Annotated in this window: 18 protein-coding genes; 9 read left to right on the top strand and 9 right to left on the bottom strand. The window is 63.0% G+C overall.

What is annotated here, in order from left to right; translation table 11 throughout:
* The first annotated feature begins 1 nt into the window (after position 1).
* On the top strand, positions 2-436 hold the full coding sequence (locus BMX27_RS13215; RefSeq protein ID WP_090160277.1) for a hypothetical protein: 435 nt from the start codon (positions 2-4) through the stop codon (positions 434-436).
* Positions 437-473: 37 nt separating this feature from the next.
* Positions 474-2,672, top strand: a complete 2,199-nt coding sequence (locus tag BMX27_RS13220; RefSeq protein WP_090160278.1) for a 3-hydroxyacyl-CoA dehydrogenase NAD-binding domain-containing protein — start codon at positions 474-476, stop codon at positions 2,670-2,672.
* 108 nt (positions 2,673-2,780) lie between these two features.
* Here BMX27_RS13220 and BMX27_RS13225 read toward each other — a convergent pair whose 3' ends face one another.
* A complete protein-coding gene (locus BMX27_RS13225; RefSeq protein WP_090160279.1) occupies positions 2,781-3,419 on the bottom strand; it encodes a Hint domain-containing protein in 639 nt (212 codons plus the stop codon).
* 181 nt (positions 3,420-3,600) lie between these two features.
* Positions 3,601-4,248, bottom strand: a complete 648-nt coding sequence (locus BMX27_RS13230; protein ID WP_090160280.1) for a sulfotransferase family 2 domain-containing protein — start codon at positions 4,246-4,248, stop codon at positions 3,601-3,603.
* Positions 4,249-4,356: 108 nt separating this feature from the next.
* On the opposite strand from BMX27_RS13230, the gene BMX27_RS13235 reads away from it, so the two are divergent.
* Together BMX27_RS13235 and BMX27_RS13240 are read left to right on the top strand one after the other, a co-directional pair.
* Positions 4,357-5,982, top strand: a complete 1,626-nt coding sequence (locus BMX27_RS13235; protein ID WP_090160281.1) for an AMP-binding protein — start codon at positions 4,357-4,359, stop codon at positions 5,980-5,982.
* A gap of 27 nt (positions 5,983-6,009) precedes the next feature.
* Positions 6,010-7,023, top strand: a complete 1,014-nt coding sequence (locus tag BMX27_RS13240) for a hypothetical protein (protein ID WP_090160282.1) — start codon at positions 6,010-6,012, stop codon at positions 7,021-7,023.
* 6 nt (positions 7,024-7,029) lie between these two features.
* Here BMX27_RS13240 and BMX27_RS13245 read toward each other — a convergent pair whose 3' ends face one another.
* The 6 genes from BMX27_RS13245 to BMX27_RS13270 all read right to left on the bottom strand — a co-directional run bounded on the left by BMX27_RS13245 (position 7,030) and on the right by BMX27_RS13270 (position 12,996).
* Positions 7,030-8,361, bottom strand: coding sequence for an SPOR domain-containing protein (locus BMX27_RS13245; RefSeq protein WP_090160283.1), 1,332 nt, complete (start codon positions 8,359-8,361; stop codon positions 7,030-7,032).
* A gap of 96 nt (positions 8,362-8,457) precedes the next feature.
* On the bottom strand, positions 8,458-9,111 hold the full coding sequence (gene upp / locus BMX27_RS13250; RefSeq protein ID WP_090160284.1) for a uracil phosphoribosyltransferase: 654 nt from the start codon (positions 9,109-9,111) through the stop codon (positions 8,458-8,460).
* Positions 9,108-10,097, bottom strand: a complete 990-nt coding sequence (locus BMX27_RS13255; protein ID WP_090160285.1) for an adenosine deaminase — start codon at positions 10,095-10,097, stop codon at positions 9,108-9,110. Before BMX27_RS13255 ends, upp begins: the two co-directional genes overlap by 4 nt.
* Entirely contained in the window at positions 10,094-11,290 is a 1,197-nt protein-coding gene (locus BMX27_RS13260; protein ID WP_090160286.1) for a phosphopentomutase, read from the bottom strand. The genes BMX27_RS13255 and BMX27_RS13260 overlap by 4 nt, the downstream gene beginning before the upstream one ends.
* Positions 11,287-12,588 carry a thymidine phosphorylase gene (locus tag BMX27_RS13265; protein WP_090160287.1) on the bottom strand — a complete coding sequence of 434 codons (1,302 nt, stop codon included), beginning with the start codon at positions 12,586-12,588 and terminating at the stop codon, positions 11,287-11,289. The genes BMX27_RS13260 and BMX27_RS13265 overlap by 4 nt, the downstream gene beginning before the upstream one ends.
* A gap of 3 nt (positions 12,589-12,591) precedes the next feature.
* On the bottom strand, positions 12,592-12,996 hold the full coding sequence (locus BMX27_RS13270; protein ID WP_090160288.1) for a cytidine deaminase: 405 nt from the start codon (positions 12,994-12,996) through the stop codon (positions 12,592-12,594).
* Between the two features lie 121 nt (positions 12,997-13,117).
* Between BMX27_RS13270 and BMX27_RS13275 the strand changes: the two genes are divergently transcribed.
* Both BMX27_RS13275 and BMX27_RS13280 read left to right on the top strand, forming a co-directional pair.
* Positions 13,118-13,324 (top strand): DUF3072 domain-containing protein, encoded by a 207-nt coding sequence (locus tag BMX27_RS13275; RefSeq protein ID WP_090160289.1) that lies wholly within the window; start codon positions 13,118-13,120, stop codon positions 13,322-13,324.
* Positions 13,325-13,336: 12 nt separating this feature from the next.
* Positions 13,337-13,516 (top strand): hypothetical protein, encoded by a 180-nt coding sequence (locus BMX27_RS13280; protein ID WP_090160290.1) that lies wholly within the window; start codon positions 13,337-13,339, stop codon positions 13,514-13,516.
* Between the two features lie 3 nt (positions 13,517-13,519).
* Here the strand turns inward: BMX27_RS13280 and BMX27_RS13285 are convergent, their stop codons facing one another.
* Positions 13,520-14,602, bottom strand: coding sequence for a cupin domain-containing protein (locus BMX27_RS13285; RefSeq protein ID WP_090160291.1), 1,083 nt, complete (start codon positions 14,600-14,602; stop codon positions 13,520-13,522).
* A 155-nt stretch (positions 14,603-14,757) separates the two neighbouring features.
* Between BMX27_RS13285 and BMX27_RS13290 the strand changes: the two genes are divergently transcribed.
* The 3 genes from BMX27_RS13290 (at position 14,758) to BMX27_RS13300 (ending at position 19,683) form a co-directional block, all read left to right on the top strand.
* Complete coding sequence (locus BMX27_RS13290) at positions 14,758-17,037, top strand: NADP-dependent malic enzyme (RefSeq protein WP_090160292.1); 2,280 nt, start codon at positions 14,758-14,760, stop codon at positions 17,035-17,037.
* A 169-nt stretch (positions 17,038-17,206) separates the two neighbouring features.
* On the top strand, positions 17,207-19,096 hold the full coding sequence (locus tag BMX27_RS13295; protein ID WP_090160293.1) for a propionyl-CoA synthetase: 1,890 nt from the start codon (positions 17,207-17,209) through the stop codon (positions 19,094-19,096).
* A gap of 116 nt (positions 19,097-19,212) precedes the next feature.
* Positions 19,213-19,683, top strand: coding sequence for a CIA30 family protein (locus tag BMX27_RS13300; protein WP_177172723.1), 471 nt, complete (start codon positions 19,213-19,215; stop codon positions 19,681-19,683).
* Positions 19,684-19,702 lie beyond the last annotated feature (19 nt).

The raw sequence follows: 19,702 nt of genomic DNA on the forward strand, positions 1-19,702 counted from the left end.
CATGGACACGCGATTGTTTCAAGATTGGCTGGACCACGTGTCAGATTGCGTGGTTGCAGACGATTTCGAAGACTGGGCAGGCCATTTCGGCCTGCCGCTGTCCGTTGATTCCGACATCGGGCAATCCGTGATCGCGACCAACGACGCCTTGCACGAGAAATTCATGCGCTGGCGCCAGATGTTCGAGGCACATGCGGTCAATAACATGATCCGCACGGTCCGCGATGTCACACGGGCCGCAGGTGACACCATCGTCGGATATTACGACACGGATATCCTGCACGACGGCAAGCGGATGAAACCCCGCTTTTCGTCCCACATCACATTGAAATTGCAGGGCAACACCTGGCGCTGCGTCGCGGTTCGAACCGGGATGCAGGCGTCGGACAGGCACCTGTTTCACACACCCTCTGTGCAGGATCACGCGGCGCGATAGCCCGCCTGACTGCCACCGACCTGAAGGATACGACCACATGACAGATTTCACCCTCGCCATCGACGACCAGGGCGTCGCCGTCATTACCTGGGACACCATCGGCAAATCGATGAACGTGATGAACCAGCAGGGGTTTGCGGACCTCGATGCGCTGGTGGCGCAGGCCCTGACCGACGACGCGGTCAAGGGGATCGTGATCACATCCGGCAAGGATGGATCCTTTGCCGGGGGCATGGACCTGAACATCATTGCGGCGATGCGTGACAGGAGTGACGACCCGGCCAAGGCGATCTTTGACGGCGTGATGGAGATGCACGGCGTGCTGCGCCGGATCGAACGTGCTGGCATGGACCCCAAGACCAACAAGGGTGGCAAGCCGATCGCAGCCGCCCTGCCCGGCACCGCACTGGGCATCGGTCTGGAAATCCCGCTGGCCTGTCACCGCATCTTTGCCGCCGATAACCCCAAGGCGAAAATCGGCCTGCCGGAAATCATGGTCGGGATTTTCCCTGGTGCGGGCGGCACCACACGTCTATCGCGCAAGCTGGGTGCCATGGGCGCGTCCCCGCTGCTGTTACAGGGCAAGTTGAACGATCCCACCGCCGCGATGAAGGCGGGTGTGATCGACGAGGTGGTTCCGGCAGAGGACCTGCTGACCAAGGCCAAGGAATGGGTCCTGTCAGAGCCGAACATCGTCAAACCCTGGGACGACAAGGGCTGGAAAATGCCCGGTGGCGCGCCCTATCACCCAGCAGGATTCATGACCTTTGTCGGTGCATCCGCGATGGTGAACGGCAACACCCAAGGCGTCTATCCTGCGGCAAAGGCGCTGTTGTCCGCCGTCTACGAGGGCGCGCTGGTGCCGTTCGATACAGCGCTGAAAATCGAGGCGCGCTGGTTCACCCATGTTCTGCTGAACCCGTCGTCGTCCGCGATGATCCGGTCGCTGTTCATCAACAAGGAAAAGCTGGAAAAGGGTGCCAACCGTCCTGATGTGGCGGATCAGCGTGTCCAAAAGGTCGGCGTGATCGGTGCGGGCATGATGGGTGCCGGCATCGCACTGGTTTCGGCCAAGGCAGGTATCGAGGTCGTGCTGATCGACAACAGCCAAGAGGCCGCCGACAAGGGCAAATCCTACTCCGCCGATTACATGGACAAGGGCATCGCGCGCAAGAAGGCCACGCCCGAGAAGAAAGAGGCACTGCTGGGCCTGATCAACGCAACGACCGATTATGCGGCTCTGGAAGGCTGCGATCTGATCGTCGAGGCGGTGTTCGAGGACATGGGCGTCAAGGCCGAGGTCACCAAGAAGGTGCAGGCCGTTGTCGGCCCTGACTGCGTGTTCGCGACCAACACATCCACGCTGCCCATCACGGAACTGGCGCAGGCCGCCGAAAATGCCGAAGCCTTCATCGGCATCCATTTTTTCAGCCCCGTGGACAAGATGAACCTGGTGGAGATCATCAAGGGCCAGAAAACCGGCGACGTGGCCGTGGCCAAGGCACTGGATTTCGTGCGCCAGATCCGCAAGACGCCCATCGTCGTGAACGACGCGCGGTTCTTTTATGCCAACCGCTGCATCATTCCCTACATCAACGAAGGCATCCGCATGGTGAAGGAAGGCGTGTCCCCTGCCCTGATCGAAAATGCGGCAAAGCTGGTCGGCATGCCGCTGGGCCCGCTGCAACTGGTGGATGAGACCAGCATCGACCTGGGCGTGAAAATCGCCAAGGCAACCAAGGCCGCGATGGGTGACGCATACCCTGACGGCGAGGTTGACGAGGTGCTGTTTTGGATGGCCGACGCTGGCCGCATGGGTCGCAAATCGAACGCAGGTTTCTATACCTACGACGACAAGGGCAAGCGCGAGGGCTTGTGGTCAGAACTGGGCGACAAATACCCGGTGGCGGCAGACCAGCCCGACCTGATTACCGTGCAGCATCGCCTGCTGTTCGCACAGGTGCTGGAGGCCGTGCGCGCACTGGAGGACGGCGTTCTGACCGACATCCGCGAAGGTGACGTCGGCGCGATCCTGGGCTGGGGCTTTGCGCCGTGGTCGGGCGGTCCGTTCAGCTGGCTGGACATCCTTGGCGCACCCTTTGCGGCCGAAACCTGCGACATGCTGACGGAAACCTACGGCGACCGGTTCAAGACGCCGGATCTGCTGCGCGAATTGGCCGACCGGAACGGGACGTTCTACGCCCGCTTTGGCGAGGGGGTCGATACGGCCGCCTGAACTGTGCCGGGGGGCTTTGCCCCCCGCCCTGTGTCAGATGATGCAATCGACAGCGCGCGCCACCGTGACCGGGGCGCGCGCTGTTTGCGTCTGGCGATGATGGCAGGGTCAGGCGGCCAGACGAAAGGCCCGGGTTGCTTGTCCGTAGGCGACCTGCCCAGCATCCTCTTGTTTCAGGAAATGGACCAGCAATTCCGCGTCGTCCATGGACAGGGTGTCATAGGCAGGCACCGTCGGTTCGGCCAACAGATCGGTCTGCACGGGGCAGTAAAACAGGGCACCGACGTTGGCATAGACGATCTCGTCCTGGCTGAAATGCAAGGTCACGACCTCGATTTCAGCGGCAGGTGGTTTGCGATAGACGCCCCGCAAACCGTCAAGCGCTGCCGCCGGGATCAGGGCAAAGGGATCGCCGAACACCTGTTCTGCGGTATCGCTTTCGATCAGAACGGCCTGTTCAGGTAGCAACATCAGTTCTTCGCGGTTGCCCAATGCACCGACAGGAACAACCAACGGCCAGGTCAAGGGATCTGCGGCTGCACCTTTGGTCTTGACCGTTCTGCGGCTGACCGCCGTGACAACCTGAAGCCCGCCGTCAAACGTCAGGCATTGGTCGCCTGCGACGACCGCCTCGACCGGACGCCACCCCATGTGCGTTGCAACCATCGTCCCGGCAACGAGGCCAACGCCAAAGTCAAAAAGAAACGGTTCGGTGCGTAATACATGTGTCTGCGCAAAATCGAACATGTCTTCTATTCCCCTGATCTGCGCCCTGTTCTGGCTCTGGGCCGGGCTGCGTTATCACGGGTTAACGGGGCGCGATTCGCGGGGCTGACATGCGTCTGAATAAGGGCAAGTTCAGGGCACTGTTCGGTCAAGCGATTGCAATGGTGCCGATTTAGAATGATTGTTTTCCAATACGCGACAATCAGCCCGCATCGTCAAATTGGTAACGTGATCTTGTGATATCGGCGGCGCACAAATCCGCGATCAGTTCCACGTCTGCAGGGGTGTAGCTTGCACGCCAGTCGACAGGGTGTTTCGCTGTATTCAGGCGCGGCAATGGCAGATCGAACCCCAGATGCGCCGCCACCGGGGCCATGTCGCAGTCATAGTGTTCAAGCCTGACGAAATGGGCCGCCAGCAGCTGTCCCTGCGAATTGGTCACATAGGACGCGTAGGGGTTGGCACGCAGGCTGGCGACCGTATGCGGATGACGCAGGAACGCGCTGAAATCCAGTGCGGCGGCCAGCCTGACGGCCGGATGGTCAAACGATTGACGCCGCAGCCAGTGGTAATAGCTAACCATGCGCGCCCATGGATTGCGCACCAGAACCATGATGCACATGCCCTCTGGCGCAATCAGCGGCCCGACATCCGAAATCCGGCTGTGTTTCCACAATCGGCCCGGCACATCCAGATCCGCCAGCCGGTGCCTGCGATTGCGCGCCTTGGGCGTGTCACCGATCAGGATGTCGTCCTTTGCGGCACGCACGTCATAGGCATGGGCAAATGACGTTCCGCCGGTTTTGGGTATATGAACGAACACGAATTTTCGTGCGCGCGAGATGATCATGCCGTCACCCTATCGCCGGATGGATTGATCGCAGATCTCATATGCTTCCGCCATTGTCTTGCGCATCTGGTCTCTCATACTCTGACGCGGGGACAAGAGAGGACCACGATGGAGAACGTGACAAAGGCGGACGGCATGAGCAAGGGGCCGGCGAACCATGTTGCCCTGACACCGCTTAGTCATCTGGCACGTGCGCGGGACGTTTTTGCCGACAGGGTTGCGCTGATCTATGGCGAGATACGGCTGACCTATGCGGAATATGCGGCAAGGATCGACCGCCTGGCGCATGCGCTGACACTGGCGGGGGTTGGGCGTGGTGATGCCGTGGCGACCATCCTGCCGAATGTTCCTGCACAATCAGAAGCCGCCTTTGCCGTTCCGGCCTGTGGTGCCGTCTTGAACACGATCAACACGCGGCTGGATCCCGATACGATTGCCTACATTCTGGACCACGGCGGGGCGCGTGTCGTGATCATCGACAGCCAGCTTGTGCCACTGATCCAGCAGGCGGTCGCCATGATGACGACCCCTGCACCACGGATCATCGAGGTGCCGGACGCAACTGCCGGTATTCCTGCCAGCGGCATGTTCGAAACCTACGACGATTTCATGGCCCGGGGTCAGGCCGGTTTTGATTGGGTCTGGCCCGCGGACGAATGGGACGATCTGGCGCTGAACTATACCTCCGGCACCACGGGCCGGCCCAAGGGCGTGGTCTACCACCACCGCGGCGCCTATCTGATGACGATGGGCACACCGATCAGCTGGCGCATGACACTGTTCCCGGTCGTGTTGCAGATCGTGCCGCTGTTTCACTGTAACGGCTGGTGCCATACCTGGATGACGCCGCTGCTGGGGGGCACCGTGGTCTGCTGCCGCGACATCACGGCGGCGGCCATCTATGATGCCATCGCGGACCATGGTGTGACGCATTTCGGCGGTGCGCCCATCGTGCTGAACCTAATCGTGACCGCCAAGGACGCGGCCCGGCGCCCGTTCGACCATACTGTCGAGGTGTTTACGGCAGGTGCGCCGCCTGCCGCTGCCACGCTCGCCGCGATCGAAAAACTGGGGTTCAACGTCACGCAGGTCTACGGGCTGACCGAAACCTACGGCCACGTCACCGAATGCATCTGGTCGGATGCCTGGAACGACCTGCCCGAGGATGAACGGGCCACGATCAAGGCCCGGCAGGGCGTCGGATTTGCGATCATGGACGGTGTCGCCGTGGTAGATCCCGACATGCAGCCGGTGCCGCGTGACGGTCAGACCCAAGGCGAAATCGTCATGCGCGGCAATGCGGTGATGAAGGGTTACCTCAAAAATCCCGAAGCCACGGCCGCGGCCTTTGATGGCGGGTGGTTCCATTCCGGGGATCTGGCCGTGCAGCATCCCGACGGCTACATCCAGATCGTTGACCGGGCCAAGGACATCATCATTTCCGGCGGGGAAAACATCTCTTCGGTCGAGGTCGAGAGCGCGTTGATGCACCATCCGGCCGTCAGCCTGTGTGCGGTCGTCGCGAAACCCGACGACACATGGGGCGAGGTGCCGGCCGCCTTTGTCGAATTGCGCGACGGGGCCGAGGCCACCGCCCAAGAAATCATCGCCTTTGCCCGCAGCCGTCTGGCGGGCTTCAAGTGCCCCAAGCAGGTGATATTCGGTGAACTGCCGAAAACATCCACCGGCAAGATCCAGAAATTCGCGTTGCGGCAACAGGCGGCAGCACTCTAGACAGGATTAAATCATCCGGCGGACCACATGACGGCATTGGAACAATACGAACGACTGGAGAGTCTCGGTCTCTGGCGGGCAACGCGCAGCGAGCAGCGGCGTGAGGTGCTGGTCTCGTTCGGCAAGGCGACCTTGATCGTCAGCGACATGGCTGATCGGCCATTGACGCACTGGTCATTGCCCGCGGTGGAACGGGTCAACCCCGACGCCATGCCCGCCGTATTCCGCCCTGGCCCCGATGCCGGTGAAAGCCTTGAAATCGAAGACGAAACCATGGTCGACGCCATCGAGGCAGTGCGCGATTCCATCGCAAGGGCCGAGGCCAAGCCGGGGCGTCTGCGCTACTGGATCAGCGCGGCAATCTTGACGGCTATCATTGGTGCAGGTGCGGTCTGGGGACCGGGGCTGTTGCGCGATCAGGCCCTTTTGGCAACACCGGACGCGCGCCGCGCCGAACTGGGGGCCCGCATCCTGGGACACATGCAGGCGCAGACCGGCGCGATCTGCCGCAGTCGCGGCGGGCTTGTTGCGCTGGACAGGATGCGGGCCCGACTGCTGGGACCGGATGCGCCCGGCCAGACTGTCGTGCTTCCCGCCCCTCTGCCCGGTCCGGTGTTGCTGCCCGGACAGATCACGGTCATCAACCGCGCCGTTCTGGTACGCTATGACGATCCCGCCGTCGTCGCAGGTGAAATCCTGGCGGCCAAGGCGAACACCACGGACCCGCTGCGCGCCGTGCTGAATTTTGCAGGACTACGGGCGACCGTGCATCTGATGACGACGGGCGATCTGCCGCCGGGTACCTTGGCTGACTACGCGGCATCCCTGATCGAAAAACCGCAGGCCGTGACCTCGGAACAGGCGCTGTTGCAGGCCTTTGCCAGTGTGGGTGTCCCCAGTGCGCCCTATGCCGATCTGCGCACCGCGCGCGGTCAGAATGCGGCATTGCTGTTGACGCAGTCGCCTGACACGGGCACCCCGCCCAGCCCGATCCTGACGGATTCGGAATGGATCCAGCTTCAGGGGATCTGCGATGCCTGAGCGGCGTTAGCCCCGTGTATAGGCGTCGCCAAAACCCATGCCGCGGACAATGCCCAAGGCGCGCTGAAGATCGGATGCATTGGCAAATGGACCTGCGGCAACGACCTTGAGGTTGCCTGACCGGCCAGAGGCCACGGGCAGACCAGCGGCCTGAAGCCTGCCAATCAGGCGCGTGGCATTGTCGGGATCGCCAAAGCTGCCGACCTGCACATAGCGATGCCCCGTCGCGGCAGTCACCGGAGCCGTCACGGGAGCAACCGAACGGCTGGACATATGCGCCTGTGGTGCAGCCTGAACCGCCGCACGCGCCTGTGGCAGGCCACGCTGGGGATTGATGCGCCCGTCGTCCCAGACCTTGGCGTAGCCACGTGGTGGCGATGCCGGCGTGATCGCGCCCACCGGATTGGACCGGGGCACGACTGGTTCGCTGAGAATAGAGCCGAAACCACCCTCGGAGCGGGTGGAAATCGTGGCCGTGGACGGGTTCATGACGCTGCGCGTGACCATGCCGGACGGCGATTCCGTCTGCGGCCCACAGCGCACGGGGAAACGCCCGTCGCTGCTCATGTTCGCAATGCCGCAGGCCGTGCTGGCAGTGCGGACCGGTGCGGGCTGTGCTGTGGCGACCCGCACGGGTGCTGCCGTCTGCGGGCATGCGATTGGTGATCCGCCTGCATTGACCAGACGTTCGCCGTTCGCGATCCGCGCACAGGCCTGCGCCAATGTGATGCGCTGGGGCCCAGGGGCACGCATGGCCCGTGGTTGCGGTGCAGCGCCAGCCACCTGCGGGACTGGGCCGCAATCAATCGGCTGGCGTGTCGTCGCGCTGACAAAACCGGGCTGCACGCCAAACCGACCGTCACAGGCCTGCGCAAGCGAAATACGACGCGGTTCCGGTGCGGGTGCAGTCACGACGCGCGGCGTCGCAACCACCTGCCGCACCGCCGGGGCGACGACAGGGGCTGTGCGCGGTGTCGGGGTGGCGGCAGTGCGCTGCGCGGGTACGGCTGCACGCGGGGCCGGCGTGACAGGCTCTGCCGTGATGTTGATGATCGGCAAATCCTGCATGGCAGGCTGCGGCGGCGTCGGGCTGGTCTCCGCCCGCGCGAGGCTGGGCTGAAAATTGCAAAGCTGCTCGCGGCGACGGTCGACGCGCGGCACCCAGGTGACACGGCCATCCATGCCCGCCCTGACAAAGGCACACCCCCGACTGTCGACGTATTGCGAGGCCGTGTAGCTCGCGGGTGGGAATTCGGCAGGAACAGCCGTTGTCTGCGCGTTGACCTGACTGGCAAGACCCGTCGTCAGCGCAGCCATCAGAACAAGGCCTTTTGTCATGCGTGTCACGTGAACAATTCCATTTTACCACCCGAATTGTCGCAAGAATCGCAAACAAACCGAATCAAGTAAAGGAATTAATCCCGTATCGGCGCCTTATTTTGTGCCGAACATGCGGTCGCCCGCATCCCCTAGCCCCGGAACAATATATCCATGGTCGTTCAGCTTCTCGTCTACAGCGGCGGTGATGATGGGCACATCCGGATGCGCGTCCTTCATCCGGGCGACACCCTCGGGTGCGGCCAGCAGACACAGGAACCGGATGTTTGTGGCCCCCGCCTGTTTGAGCAGGTCAATCGCCGCGACCGATGAATTGCCGGTTGCCAGCATCGGGTCGACCGCGATGACCATGCGGTCCTCCAGCGATTGCGGCACCTTGAAATAATACTGCACGGGTTTCAGCGTCTCCTCGTCGCGATAAAGCCCCACGAAACCCACACGGGCCGACGGGATCAGTTCGAGGATACCGTCCAGCAGACCGTTGCCAGCGCGCAGGATCGACACCAGCGCCAGTTTCTTGCCATCCAGCACGGGGGCATCCATCGGTTGGATCGGCGTATCGATCCGTTCGGTGGTCAGCGGCAGGTTGCGCGTCACCTCGTAGGCCAGCAACTGGCTGATTTCGCGCAACAACTGGCGGAACACGGCCGTCGAGGTCGCGGTCTGCCGCATCAGCGTCAGCTTGTGTTGCACCAAGGGGTGAATGACGTGGGTCAGGTGGCCGTCGGCGGTGCTGTGGTCCGTGATCATGTGGCAGGCTCCAGTCGCTTGAGGATCGCTGTGCGGGTGGCGTCGTCGCAAAACGCAGCCTTTGCGCCGATGACGTTCAGCGCGTGAAAATCGGCCTCTTCCCAGCCAAAGGTCTTGTTCAGACCCTCGTATTCGGCGGTCATGGTGGTGTGGAAAAACGGCGGATCGTCGGTCGATACGGTGATCGGCGCACCTGCGTCGCGCAGTTTGACGATCGGATGTGCGTCCCAGCCGCTGACCGCCTGAAGCACGACATTGGACCCCGGACAAACCTCGAGCGTGATGTTTTCGTCCGCGATACGCTGCAGCAGTGCTGCATCCTCGACCGCACGGATGCCGTGGCCCAGACGTTCCACGCCCAGTGCGTCCAGCGTTTCGGTGATGCGACCGGGATCGCCCCATTCACCGGCGTGCGCGGTCAGCTGCAGCTGCGCCTCGCGCGCCATGTCGAAACTGTACTTGAAATCGGCTGGCCGTCCTTCGAGTTCGGCCCCCGCGAGACCAAATCCGGTCAGGAACCCACCGGCGGTTTCGGCCGCACAGCGCGCCGTCTGGCGGCAGCTGTCCTGCCCGTGGTGGCGCACGGCGGTGGCGATGCCGCGCAGCACGATCCCCTCGTCACGCTCGGCATCCGTCGCGGCCTGTGCGATGGCAGCAAGGTAGTCGCGCCACGCCGCAACATCGCCGCCACCGCAGAAATCGGGCGACAGGAACGTTTCGGTGTAGATCACGCCGTGGGCGGCGGATTGGGTCAAGACCGCGCGGGTCAGGCGGTAAAATTCCTCTGGTCCGGTCAGGACGGTGCAGGCCTCGTCGTAGATCGACAGGAAATGCGCGAAATCGCGGAACAGGTAGCTGCCGTCATCGGCAAAGATGCCCGACAGGTCGACCTTTTTCTCTGCGGCCAGCTGACGGATGAAATCAGGCGGAGCCATACCTTCGAGGTGGGTATGGAGTTCGACCTTGGGGAGGGTGCTGTATGTCATAGGAAGGATTTGCCTTTGCCGCTATGTGTGACGCCCAGATGATCCGCGACGGTGGCGGCAACATCGACGAAATTGATCAGGCCCAGTGCGCGGGGCCCCATGCCGTGCACCAGCACCGGCACCCGTTCGCGGGTGTGGTCGGTGCCCACCCAGCTGGGGTCGTTGCCGTGGTCGGCTGTGACGATCAGCAGATCGCCGTCGCGCAACCGTAGCAACAGATCGCCAAGGGCGGCGTCGAACCATTCGAGGTGCCCGGCATAACCCGGAATATCGCGGCGGTGGCCGTATTCGCTGTCGAATTCGACAAAATTGGCAAAGACGAACGCGCCGTCGGAGGCGGTATCGACCAGATCGCCCAGATGTCCCATCAGGTCGCGGTCCGCACCCTTGCGCACGTCGTCGATGCCGCGCATGGAAAAGATGTCACCGATCTTGCCTATCGCATGCACGGGCTTGCCCGCAGCCTGCACATCGTCGCAGATCGTCGGGCTGGGTGGGGCAATGGCGAAATCGCGACGCCGGGGCGTGCGTTTAAAGCCGTCCTCCACCGACCCGACAAAGGGCCGCGCGATCACACGGCCAATACGCATGGCGTGCAGCGTCGGGGCCAGATCGGCGCAGAGCTTCAGCAGACGGTCGAGGCCGAAATGTTCCTCGTGTGCTGCGATCTGCAAGACGGAATCCGCGCTGGTATAGACGATGGGCCAGCCCGTCTGGATGTGACGTGCGGCCTCCTCCTCGATCACTTGCGTCCCCGAGGCATGCCGGTTCCCAAGGATACCGCCGGTGCCTGCGGCCTGGCAGATCTTGACCGTCAGATCATCAGGAAAGGCAGGTTGGGTGTCGGGGAAATAATGCCAGTCCCATGGCACGGGCACGCCTGACAGTTCCCAGTGCCCCGACGGGGTATCCTTGCCGCGACTGACCTCGGTCGCGGCACCCCAGGCACCCGTGGGTTCCGCATCCAGCCCCAATGCCGTTGCACCGCTGGCCAGCGTGACGGCGCGCCCCAAACCGAGGGCATCCATGACAGGCAGGCGCAACGGACCACGCGAGAGGGCCGCGCATCCATCGGCAATATGGGCAACGGTGTTCGCCCCCGTGTCCGGCACGGACCCATTAAAGAACTGATCCGCATCGGGGGCACCGCCGATTCCGACCGAATCGATCACCACCAGAAAAGCACGTTTCATTTCGATATCCTGTCTAAAATCAGCGGCCCGGCCTGCGGTGCATCACCCAGCGACATGGCGGCGCGCACAGCGGCGGCGGCGGCCTCTGCGCTGTTTTCATCGGCGGCCTGCACGATGGCCAGCGGGTCGCCCTTGGTTATGCGTTGCCCCAGCGATGCAACCGAAGTCAAGCCGACAGCCGGATTGATCCGGTCGGCTTCCACCGCGCGCCCCCCGCCAAGACCCACCACCGCGAGGCCCAGCGCCTCTCCGTTGATCGCTGTGACATGACCATCGGCCGTTGCCGCAACGACCCGTTGCACCGGCGCATCCGGCAGATGCGTGCGCCAATCGTCGCCCATGTCCGGCGGACCGCCCAGCGCATGCACCATGCGGGCAAAGCGGTCCATGGCCTGACCGTTCGTCAGGGTTGCGGCCAGACGGTCGCGTGCACCATCCCCCTGCCCTGCCAGGGTCAGCAGTGTCGCGCCCAGCGACAGGCACAATTCCGTCAGGCGCGGGGCGGCGGCCCCGTCGCCTTCCAGCACGGCCATGCAGATGGCCAGTTCGGTTGCATTGCCCAGCGCAGGGGCCAGCGGTTGGTCCATGTCCGTCAGCAGTGCGGCGGTCGGACAGCCTGCTCCTGTCGCGGTGTCGACGAGGGCCGTGGCCAGTGCCGCCGCATCGGCACGCGATTTCATGAACGCGCCCGATCCAACCTTGACGTCCAGCACCATGGCATCAAGCCCCGCCGCCAGCTTTTTCGACAGGATCGAGGCCGTGATGAGGTCAACCGAGGCAACCGTCGCCGTCACATCGCGAATGGCATAAAGCCTGCGGTCCGCCGGGGCGATCCCGCCACCTGCCCCCACGATAGCGCAGCCGACATCACCGACGATCTGGCGCAAGCGTGCCTCGTCCACATCGGTGGTGACGCCGGGGATCGCCTCCAGCTTGTCCAGGGTCCCGCCGGTATGGCCCAATCCCCGACCCGATATCATGGGCACGTAGACACCGCAGGCCGCCAGCATGGGCGCAAGGATCAGCGACACGCAATCGCCGACGCCGCCCGTGGAATGTTTGTCCACGACCGCACCCGGCAGGTCCCAGTCTAGGGTGCGGCCGCTGTCGCGCATACCGCAGGTCAGCGCGACGCGGCCTGCATCCGACAGGCCCCGCAGACAGACCGCCATAGCGAATGCGCCGGCCTGCGCATCGCTGACCCGTCCATCCGCAAGCCCGGCTGCGAATTGCATCAGATCATCCGTCGCCGGGGTGGCACCGTCGCGGATACCGGCGATCAGGGCGCGCACGTCCATGGATCAGGCCTTGGACATGTAGTCTTGGTCAAACGCACCCGGCAGCAGTGCGGCGACGGTGGTGTGCTGCACCAGACCGTCCGTTGTCGCCAGCGTGACCGGGGTGTCACCCGATGCGAATTCGGCGATTTTTTGCCGGCACCCGCCACAAGGGCTGACCGGTTGTGGGCTGTCGGCAATGACGGCGATGGCGGCAATCCGCGTCTCGCCACTGGCAACCATGGCGGCGATGGCACCGGCCTCGGCACAAGTGCCTTCGGGGTAGGCCACGTTTTCGACATTGCAGCCGACGTGGATCGCACCGCCCGCCCCGCGAATGGCGGCTCCGACCTGAAACCGCGAATAGGGGGCATGGGCATTCAGGCGCACATCGGTGGCGGCGGCGATCAGGGCGTGAGGGTCTGACATGGGTGGCTCCGTTTTGATCGGACGACCTTGCCGCCCGGTGCTGCGGGATGCAAGGGCAGCCCCGGCGGAACCCCGCAGGCGTCAGTCGCGTTTACCCCGTGAGCTATGACAGGAGGACCACATGATTTCCCCGACCACCAAGACTGTGACTGACGAAACGATCGCAAAAGCATCAGGCGATCCTGATTCCCCGATGACCGGCGATCAGGCCGACCTGCTGCGCGTTCTGTGCGAAGAGGCCAGCGAACCCTTTGACGCCAGCCTGACACAGCGCCAGGCGCTGGAACGGATCGAGGCCCTGCGCGACAGCACGAACAAGACGTTGTAGAGGAACTGACCGATGGCCAACATGATGGCGGACAACACGAAAATGGACGGCGAACAGGCCGCCATCCTGCGGGATCTGTGTGAAAAGACAGGCCACCCCTTTAGCGACCAGATGTCGGCATCCAAGGCTGCCGCACTCATCGACGAGCTGTCTTTGCAGGTCGACGGTACCGATCTGAAGAGCGAACGCTAGGCATCAGCCGGGATGGGTCACAAACCGTCCCGGCAACGTCACCTGCAGCAATGTGAGGTCCTCTGACGGATCCGCATAGCGCGTGCGCAAGCCCGGCGGGATCACGAACGCATCCCCCGCAGACAGTTTGAACGGTGCGTGATCCTGCGCCTCGAGTTGCATCTCGCCTTCCATCACGAATGTGAAATGGATGTCCGCGTTGTGCTGCGTCCACGTAGGGTTGCCGGCAGATCTGCGCAGGACCAGAACACCTGCCACACCGCCGGTATTGGCGGCAATCGTGGTATCACGCGCGACAAACCCCGGCAGATCGGCGTCCTGCCAGACCGCATTCCGCTGTTGATTGAAGACGAACCGCTGGCCCTGCCAGACCCGGTCAGGCCTCAGGTGCGGTGTCGGCAGCGTCATATCGTGGTCGATCTCGGTCACGTGTTCGGCGGGCACGCCGATCTCGATCACCTCGATCCCGTCAGAAGCCTCGAGCACGCGGTGCCGGATCTCGGGGGGCTGGATCACGCAGTCGCCTGCGTGCAGGCGGATCGGCCCGCCCTGATCCTCGTAGATCACATCGACCCAGCCCCGATAGCAAAAGATCAGCTGAAATCCGACCCGGTGAAAATGAACGGTGTCCGGGACCGGGCCGCCGTCGGGAATGCGGATGTGGCTTGCAATGATCGATCCGCCCAGCCGGTCCGGAATCAGATCGCGATAATGCATGCCCGCGCGGCCGATGACCCAAGGGGCCTGATCCGCAAGGCGTCGCACGACAAACGCATGGATGGTCTGCGGCTGTTCCACCGGCAACATGCGCGGCAGGATCGAAACCTGAGTTCCGCCCGGCGCGGTCAATTCGGTAGCCCCTTGGCCAAACTCTGTATCATCGGTCATGATGCGAAGCCGTCCGGCTGGCCCCTGCCCGCGCGCGAGCCGCAACCGACAGCCGTGGCCTGCAAATACCGCAACGGCCGGATCGTCAGCCGGAAAAATCGACATCATCCGCATGCCCAGCACGCGGTTGAAAAAGGCGATGTCGCCGGTCAGGTCGGTCGTGTTCAGGCAGACCTCTGCCATGGTGTCCTGCGTCATGCAGACAGCCTGCCTCGCGCAGCAAGACACGGCAAGTGGATAGATGCGGCAATGCGCGGCAAGTGGCGAGATCATCGGCAGAGCTGCCGCAATCGCTTCCCCTACGTCGGAAAACGTCGTAATCGGGCGCCGGAACCACACAGGAAGGCCCGGCCATGAGCAACGATCCCAAAGAAGCGACACGCCGTGCGGCCCTCGATTACCACCAGTTCCCCCGGCCCGGAAAATTGGAAATCCGCGCCACGAAACCGCTGGCCAATGGCCGCGATCTGGCCCGCGCCTATTCGCCCGGCGTGGCCGAGGCCTGCCTTGAAATCAAGGCGGATGCGGCAACGGCGCGGGATTATACCACCCGCGGCAATCTGGTCGGCGTCGTCACCAACGGCACCGCCGTATTGGGTCTGGGCAACATCGGTGCCCTTGCCTCGAAACCGGTGATGGAAGGCAAGGCGGTCCTGTTCAAGAAATTCGCGGGGATCGATTGCTTTGACATTGAACTAAATGAAAACGACCCGGAAAAGCTGGCTGAACTGGTCTGCGCGCTGGAACCCACCTTTGGTGCGATCAACCTCGAAGACATCAAGGCACCAGATTGCTTTATCGTTGAACAAATCTGCAAGGAGCGGATGAACATCCCGGTGTTCCACGACGACCAGCACGGCACCGCCATTGTCGTCGGGGCCGGTGTGACCAACGCGCTGCGGATCGCGGGCAAGGATTTTTCGGAGATCAAGGTCGTGTCGACCGGCGGCGGGGCCGCTGGCATCGCCTGCCTGAACATGCTGCTGAAGCTGGGCGTCAAACGCGAAAACGTCTACCTGTGCGACCTGCAGGGGTTGGTCTATCAGGGCCGCGAGGCCGATATGACCCCGCAAAAGGCCGACTACGCCCAAGGGTCGGAACCGCGTACGCTGGCCGATGTGATCGCAGGGGCAGACCTGTTTCTCGGCCTCTCCGGTCCGGGTGTGCTGACGCCCGAAATGGTCCAGACCATGGCGGATACGCCAATCATCTTTGCCCTTGCGAACCCGAACCCTGAAATTGACCCCGACGCCGCCCGTGCCGCAAACCCAAAGGCGATCATCGCCACGGGCCGGTCCGATTTCCCCAATCAGGTCAATAACGTGCTGTGTTTCCCATTCATTTTCCGGGGCGCGCTGGACGCAGGCGCGACGACAATCAACGACGAAATGAAAATCGCCTGCATCGAAGGAATCGCCGCGATGGCCCGCGCCACCACCAGCGCAGAGGCCGCCGCCGCCTATCAGGGCGAACAACTGACATTCGGACCTGATTATCTGATCCCGAAACCCTTCGATCCGCGCCTGATGGGCGTGGTCGCCACCGCCGTGGCCCGCGCTGCCTGCGAAACCGGCGTGGCACAGCGTCCGATTGCCGATCTGGATGCCTACAAGGCGGGCCTGGATGCCAGCGTGTTCAAATCCGCATTCATCATGCGGCCCGTATTCGATGCCGCCCGTGACGCCGCCCGACGCATCGTTTTTGCCGAAGGCGAGGACGAACGCGTGCTGCGCGCGGCCCAGGCCGTGATGGAGGAAACCACCGACGTGCCGATCCTGATCGGACGTCCCGACGTCATCGCGGCACGCTGCGAACGTGCAGGCCTCGATATCCGCCCTGACGTCGATTTCAAGATCGTGAACCCGCAAAGCGACCCGCGCTATCGCGACTACTGGGGAACCTACCACGACATCATGGCGCGGCGCGGCGTGACCCCCGATCTGGCCAAGGCGGTGATGCGTACCAATACCACCGCCATTGCCGCCGTCATGGTGCAGCGCAACGAGGCCGACAGCATGATCTGCGGCACCTTCGGCCAGTTCCTGTGGCACAAGAAATACATCGAGGAGATCCTGGGCCACGGCGGGCTGCACCCGGTTGCGGCCCTGTCGCTGATGATCCTTGAAAACGACAGTCTGTTCATCGCCGACACACAGGTCCACGAGGAACCAACACCCGAACAGATCGCAGAGACGGTTGTATCAGCCGCCCGCCACATCCGTCGTTTCGGCATGGAACCCAAGATCGCCCTGTGTTCGCACAGCCAGTTCGGCAACCTGGACAGCAATTCCGGCCGCCGGATGCGTGCGGCAATGGCGATCCTTGACGCAGCACCGCGCGACTTTGCCTACGAGGGCGAAATGCACATCGACAGCGCGTTGGACACGACCTTGCGCGATCACATCTTTCCCGGCTCGCGCCTGGATGGCGCGGCCAACTGCCTCGTCTTTGCCAATGCGGATGCCGCCAGCGCCGTGCGCAACATCCTGAAAATCCGCGCCGGCGGACTGGAGGTCGGCCCGATCCTGATGGGCATGGGCAATCGCGCCCATATCGTCACCCCGTCGATCACGGCCCGAGGCCTTTTGAACATGTCCGCGATCGCGGGTACGCCCGTATCGCACTACGGCTAGGGCCTTCTTCTGGTCACAAGTATCCCGGAGGTTTGGAGGCAGCGCCTCCAAGCCGTCCGCAGGACGGCACCTGTCAAATTATTCACAGCCCTCGCCCGGGTGACGTGACACGCCTTGCCCGATCACGCGTCTGTGCCTATCCAAGTCCTGCAATGTTTGGGAGGACACGATGCGCTACGCCGATATTTATCAAAGCTGGCAGGACGACCCCGAAGGCTTTTGGATGAAACAGGCACAAGCCATCGACTGGGTCACCCCACCGACCAGGGCCCTCAATGACAGCCGCGCGCCGTTGTACGAATGGTTCACCGATGCGCAGGTCAATACCTGCTACAATGCCGTTGACCGCCATGTCGAAAACGGCCGCGCCGACCAGACGGCCATCATCTACGACAGCCCGATCACGCGCACGGTCGCACATATCACTTATGCCGAACTGCTGAACCGTGTGGCGTCCCTGGCCGGCGCGCTGCGCGACAAGGGGGTGGGCCTGGGCGACCGCGTCATCATCTACATGCCGATGGTGCCCGATGCCCTGACCGCGATGCTGGCCTGCACGCGCATCGGCGCGATTCATTCGGTGGTTTTTGGCGGATTTGCAGCGCATGAACTGGCGGTGCGAATCGACGATGCCACGCCCAAGGCCATCATCGCGGCGTCCTGCGGGTTGGAACCCAACCGCGTGGTCGCCTATAAACCGCTGCTGGATGGTGCCATCGCGCAGGCAAAACACAAGCCCGATTTCACGATCATCCTGCAACGCGATCAGCTGCCCTGCGACCTGACGCCAGGCTATGATTTCGACTGGCACGCGGTCCAGGACGGCGTGACCCCGGCGGATTGCGTGCCCGTATCCGGCGACCACCCGGCCTATATCCTTTATACCTCGGGCACCACGGGTGCGCCAAAGGGCGTAGTGCGTCCGACGGCTGGCCATCTGGTCGCGCTGCACTGGACGATGAAAAACTTTTACAACGTCGATCCCGGCGACGTGTTCTGGGCCGCCTCGGACGTGGGCTGGGTCGTGGGCCACAGCTACATCTGCTATGCGCCTCTCATCCACGGCAACACCACCGTTGTGTTCGAAGGCAAACCGGTCGGCACGCCCGATGCGGGCACGTTCTGGCGGGTGATCCAGGATCACAAGGTGCGCAGCTTCTTTACCGCGCCGACGGCCTTTCGCGCGATCAAACGCGAGGACCCCGAGGGCTTGCTGATCAAGGATTATGACATTTCCTCTCTGCGCGCGTTGTATCTGGCGGGCGAACGGGCAGACCCGGATACGATCATCTGGGCCCAGAATGTCATGCAGGTCCCGGTCTATGACCACTGGTGGCAAACCGAGAGCGGGTTCCCCATGGTAGGCAATCCCGCCGGGATCGAGGCGCTGCCCGTCAAGATCGGCAGCCCCACCGTCGCGATGCCGGGTTACGACATCCGCATCCTTGCCGACGACGGATCAGAAATGCCCGCGGGCGAACTGGGGTCCATCGCGATCAAGCTGCCGCTGCCACCGGGGACCCTGCCGACGCTGTGGCAGGCCGAGGACCGGTTCGTGAAATCCTACCTCACGACCTTTCCCGGCTATTACGAGACGGGAGACGCAGGGCTGCTGGATGCGGAAGGCTATCTCTATGTGATGGCGCGCACCGATGACGTGATCAATGTGGCGGGCCACCGGCTGTCCACAGGCGCAATGGAGGAAATTCTGGCCAATCACCCGGACGTGGCCGAATGCGCCGTGATCGGGGTGTCGGATGCGCTCAAAGGCCAGTTGCCGATGGGATTCGTCTGCACCAACAGCGGCACCAGCCGATCGGATGATGAGATCGTCGCCGATTGCATAAGGATGGTGCGCGAGAGCATCGGGCCGGTGGCCGCGTTCAAACTGGTCGCCGTCGTCAACCGCCTGCCCAAGACCCGGTCCGGCAAGATCCTGCGGCGGACGATGGTATCCATCGCGGACAATACGGATTTCAAGATGCCCGCGACCATCGACGATCCCGCCATCCTGGACGAAATTCGCGACAGCCTGCGGCCCCTGGGCTATGGCGGCTGATGTCGGAGGGGGCGCTGCCCCCGCGGCTGCGCCGCCCCCCCGGAGTATTTTGGGCAAGATGATGCATGGGCGTATCCGCAAGGTGGGCTAGCTTTGCAGTGAAAGCGAGGATCGCGATGCAGATTGATTTTCAGGACTCCGATGATTGGCGTTTCATCAGTGATCAGGTGATGGGGGGCGTCTCGACGGGCCGTGTGGATTTTCATGCCGCCGATGGGCGGCATTACGCCACCCTTGTCGGGGATGTCAGCACCGAAAATAACGGTGGGTTCATTCAGATCAGACGGGATGTTGACGGGCTGCCCGCCAGTGCAACAGCGATGGTTCTAACGGTGCGGGGCAATGGCGCGGCCTACAAGGTACACCTGCGCACCAGGCAGTCGGAACGGCCCTGGCATTACTTTGCCGCAAGTTTCGATGCCCCGGCCGAATGGACTGACATCACGCTGCCGCTGGCGGATTTCGTGCCAAACAAGGACCACCTGCAGGCACCCGTCAATCCGGCCGACGTGAGGTCCATCGGGATCGTGGCCTACGGGGCCGATTATGACGCGCGGGTGGAGATCGCCAGGATTGTCCTGCGCTAATTTTTGGTTTGGAAGGAGC

Origin of the sequence: Loktanella sp. DSM 29012, from assembly GCF_900110705.1 — a bacterium.
In the GTDB taxonomy this organism is placed as follows: domain Bacteria; phylum Pseudomonadota; class Alphaproteobacteria; order Rhodobacterales; family Rhodobacteraceae; genus Loktanella; species Loktanella gaetbuli.